The 4,276-nt window shown below is 65.7% G+C and carries 3 protein-coding genes and 2 pseudogenes; 1 reads left to right on the plus strand and 4 read right to left on the minus strand.

Translation table 11 applies throughout. The features are described 5' to 3' along the window. Positions 1-328 (plus strand): annotated as a pseudogene (locus AB4Y86_RS13230) (malate synthase A); the annotation flags it as partial. A gap of 268 nt (positions 329-596) precedes the next feature. Here AB4Y86_RS13230 and AB4Y86_RS13235 read toward each other — a convergent pair. The 4 genes and pseudogenes from AB4Y86_RS13235 to AB4Y86_RS13250 all read right to left on the minus strand — a co-directional run. Beyond that, on the minus strand, positions 597-1,745 hold the full coding sequence (locus AB4Y86_RS13235; RefSeq protein ID WP_441402681.1) for an MFS transporter: 1,149 nt from the start codon (positions 1,743-1,745) through the stop codon (positions 597-599). Between the two features lie 256 nt (positions 1,746-2,001). After that, entirely contained in the window at positions 2,002-2,841 is an 840-nt protein-coding gene (locus AB4Y86_RS13240; RefSeq protein ID WP_441402679.1) for a carbohydrate ABC transporter permease, read from the minus strand. Beyond that, a complete protein-coding gene (locus AB4Y86_RS13245) occupies positions 2,834-3,808 on the minus strand; it encodes a carbohydrate ABC transporter permease (protein WP_441402680.1) in 975 nt (324 codons plus the stop codon). Before AB4Y86_RS13245 ends, AB4Y86_RS13240 begins: the two co-directional genes overlap by 8 nt. Positions 3,809-3,881: 73 nt before the next feature. Then, positions 3,882-4,276 (minus strand): annotated as a pseudogene (locus AB4Y86_RS13250) (hypothetical protein); the annotation flags it as partial.

Consider the following 4,276-nt stretch of genomic DNA (forward strand, 5'->3'; position numbering starts at 1 on the left):
SGCCATCCACAACCTGATGGAGGATGCCGCCACCGCGGAAATCTCCCGCTCCCAGCTGTGGCAGTGGATCTTCTCCCGGGCCATCACGGACGCGGGCGACGTCGTCACCCGCGAATGGGTGGAGGACATGCTGGACGAGGAATTCGCCCGGCTGGAACGCTTCGAAGGCGACCGCTTCGCCGATGCCCGGGACATCTTCGAGGAGGTCACCCTGGGCAACGAGTTCCCCGCCTTCCTGACGCTGCCGGCTTACGACCGCTTCCTGCACGAAGCCCGCGGCGGCGCCGATCAGGCAATCTGCGACGACGCCGGCCTGCTCGCCGTCTAGCTACCCGGGGCCTAGCAGGCCTTCCCGGTCCGGTCGCCGCTCCCGGCGGCCGGAGCCGGGACTTCCAGAATTCCGCTTGCCGGGCTGCCACGCCCTTCGCAACAGGCCCCCCGAGATCCGGGGCGGCAGCCCGGCAACGGAAAACCTTCCCCGCCGACTCAAAACGTCGTCGTCGAGATGACAAATAAGGCCCATGTTCTTCGCGAACATGGGCCTTACCTGTCATCTCGGAGTAAACAGGCCCCGGTACCCCCGAGAGCCGCCGCCCCTAGTGGGCCTTCGGGACGTGGCGCAAAGACAGCGAACAGCCCAGGACGAACATGGCCACGGAGCCAAGGATCATCAGCAGCGGCCCGGTCCATGAGTTGGAGACGCCATGCACGTACCCCAGCAGCGTGGGCGCCGCGGCGCCGAAGCAGTAGCCCGCCCCCTGGACGACGGCGGACATCCGGCCCGCCGAGGCCTGGTCCCGGGCCAGCCGGATGATGGCGGTGAAGATCAGGGTGATGCCGCCGCCCTGGGCCGCCCCGCCGAAGGAGCACCAGAGCCACCACAGCTCGGGCGCCAGCAGCAGCCCGACCGGCACCGTCAGCCACAGCGCCCCCAGGGTGAGGCCGACCGTCGTCGTGCTCGCGAAGCGCGCCGCGAACGGCACGCCGAGACCGCCCGCGATCGCCAGGATCTGGAACAGCGAGGATCCGGCGCCGGCCGCCGACGGCGCCAGCCCGAGTTTGTCGGCGAGGAGGCTGGGCAGCCAGGCGGTGACCCCGTAATAGGAGAATGCCTGGCCGGCGAACCCCACTGTCAGCGCCACGGTGATCCAGCGCGACGCCGGCCGCCGCGAAGCCTCGGCGGGGTCCGTCCCGGGGATCGCTTCGGGCCGGTAGGAACTGCGGCCGGCGGCCGGAATCCACACGGCGGCCGCGGCGACCGCGAAGACGGCGCACGCAGCGATGGCCGGACGCCAGCCCAGCCACTCGGCCAGCGGCGCCGTAATCACGGAGGTGGCGAAGGAGCCGATATTGAGTGCCGCGGTGTAGGTGCCCATGGCTGCGCCCTGCCTGGCCGGGGTGAAGTCTCTGCGGATGATCAGCGGGACCACGATGTTGCCGATCGTGATGGCTATGCCGAGGATCACGGTGCCGAGCATGACGAGGCCGCCGCCGCCGGCGGACCGGACCACGACACCGAGCAGCACGCCGAGCAGGGTCAGCGTAATCGCGAACTCGGGCCCGAGCTTCCGACCGGTAAGCGAAGCCAGCGGCGCGGCGAGCGCAAAGCAGAGCACCGGGATGCCGGTCAGGTAGCCGATCTCCACCGGCGAGAAGCCCAGATCGCGTTGCATGGTCCCCACCACGGGCGCCACCGCCACGAACGGGCCCCGCATATTGAGGGCGATGAGCCCGATCGCGATCATCAGGAGCCCGCCTCGGGGGATCCTTGCCAGGGCGCTCACGCTGCGGTCCGCAGCCCGGCTGCCAGCCAGAAGTATGTTTTCATCAGTCCCATTGCTATCACGCACCAGTCGCCACCGCCGGAAAGCGAAAGAAATGCGACTTCACGGTTGGCCCCGGGCTTTGCGCGGACGACCGGAATCCGCGCGGGAGCTGCCGGGAGGGGCCGTCCGTGAAGTCGCAAGGGCCGCTCGCACCGGGACTATCTACGTGACGGCTTTATTTGACCGCGCCGGCCGTGAGCCCGGCGACGAAATTGCGCTGCAGCAGCAGGAAGCCGACTACGACCGGAACACTGACCACGAGCGACGCCGCCATGATCTGGTTCCAGTAGACGTTGGTCTGGGTGGAATACAGTTGCAGGCCCACGGCCAGGGTCCGGTTGGCGTCTGTGGTCATGACGGAGGCGAAGAGCACTTCACCCCACGAGGTCATGAAGCTGTAGATGGCGACCGCTACCAGTCCGGGCCGCGCTGCCGGCAGCACCACGCGCCACAGGGCACCCATTGGTCCGCATCCGTCCACCTTGGCTGCCTCGTCCAAATCCCGCGGAATACCGTCAAGGTAGCCAGACAGCATCCAGATGGAGAACGGCAGGGAGAAGGTCAGGTAGGTAATCACCAAGCCGGCGCGGGTGCCGACAAGCTGGATTCCGACGGCGGAGTTGATGTTCACGAAAATCAGGAATAGCGGCAGCAGGAAGAGCACGCCAGGGAACATCTGCGTCGACAGGATCGTGGTGGAAAAGACTGAGCGGCCCAGGAAACGGTAGCGGGAGATCGCGTAGGCCGCGAAGACCGCAATAAGCAGGCTCAGGACGGTCGCCGCTCCGGCGACGATGACGCTGTTGACGAAGTACGATGCCAGCGGCACGGTCTTCCACATGTCAATGAACGGGGCGAAGGTCACCGACGTCGGCCACCAGGTGAAGGCACCCTGGACGTCGGACAGTGGCTTCATGGCCGAGGTAACCATGACGTAAACGGGCACCACCGTGAAGACGGTCAGCAGCGCAACGACGATGGTCCGGAACACCTTGGAACCGCTGGTTTCACGCACGCTGGGACCTCCGGTTCAGGACAATCAGGTAAATGCCGCTGACGAGCAGCAGGAACAGCAGCAGCATCACAGACATGGCTGCGCCCGAGCCGAAGTTCCAGGTGAGGAACGAGGCGTTGTAGATGTGGAAGGAAATCAGGTCCCCGGCGGGCGGCTGTGCGTTGCCGAACAACACGAACGGTGTGTTGAAGTCGTTGAACGTCCACAGGAACATGACCAGGAGCAGCACCATGTTCACCGGCCGGACCATAGGCAGGGTAATCGAGCGCCACTGCCGGAAGGGCTTGGCCCCGTCGACGGCGGACGCTTCATAGACGTCGGTGGGGATGGACTGGAGTCCGGCCATCAGCATCAGGAAAGCGAAGGGCCAGAGCCGCCAAATGGCGACCACGACCACGGCGACGAAGGAATTATCGCCAATCAGCCAGAACGGCTTGTCCCCGCCCAGATGGAGATTGTCATAGATGAAGTGGTTGACCGCGCCGGTGTCCTTTTGCAGCATGAACTTCCAGGCGATGATGCCGGCGTACATGGGCAGTGCGTAAGGAACCAGGAAGAGCGTGCGGAAAAAGCCCTGGCCGCGGAATTTCCCCTGGAGTGCGACGGCGGCGGCCATGCCCAGGGTCCAGGAGATGCCAACGACCAGGACAGTGAAGGCACAGGTGACGAGGAAGGACTGGAGCAACGCCGCCCCGACGGCGCCGTTGAAGTCCAGGGCGACCTGGTAGTTCGTCAGGCCGGTGACCGGAGCGTTGCCCCAGTTGGAAATGAATGCCTTGGTCAGCTTCAGGAAGCTCATCCAGATGCCGGTCACCATGGGGATGACGTGGATGGCCAGTTCGAAGACGACGGCCGGTGTCAGCAGGGCGTAAGGCAGCCACCAGCCGGACTGACGTGGCCGACGTTGTTTGGGCCCGGACTTCGGAGGGGCCTCGGTAGCGATAGGGGGTGCCGTTGCAGCAGCCACGGGAACAGACCTTTCTGTAGGGGCGGTCGGCCGACCGGGTGGTGCCGGGGCTACCCGGCACCACCCGGTGCCGCTAACCGGCTGCTGCGACCTGCTGTTCAGCCGTCTTCATGGCCGTGCGGATATCATCCGTGCTGACGGTCCCGCCGGAGGCAATCTTGGCGAACATCTGGTTCATCGCCTTGCCGACGGTGCTTTCGAACTGGTCCTCGGCAGGTACCAGGGGGAGAGGCTTGGACTTGGTGGCATAGATATCCGCAAAGGTTTTCGCTTCCTCCGCGTTGTCGGTGAAGTTCGGAGTGGCCGCATTGAGCACGGGCAGCGCCGAGAACGGCTTGTCGAGGGCTGTCTGCGTCTCCGCACTGGTCATGAAGTTCACGAATTTGAGGGCAGCGTCCTTGTTCTGCGGAACGCCGGCGTGTGGAACCAACGCTGCCGGCGCATCGGACCGGTGCGGGACCTCCTGCC

The organism is Arthrobacter sp. 2YAF22_2 (assembly GCF_052114645.1).
Lineage (GTDB): Bacteria > Actinomycetota > Actinomycetes > Actinomycetales > Micrococcaceae > Arthrobacter.

What these genes read in the sequence shown, in the direction of transcription:
- AB4Y86_RS13235 (WP_441402681.1), bottom strand. Translation starts at nt 1,745, where the DNA reads ATGATCGCGATCGGGCTCATCGCCCTCAATATGCGGGGCCCGTTCGTG.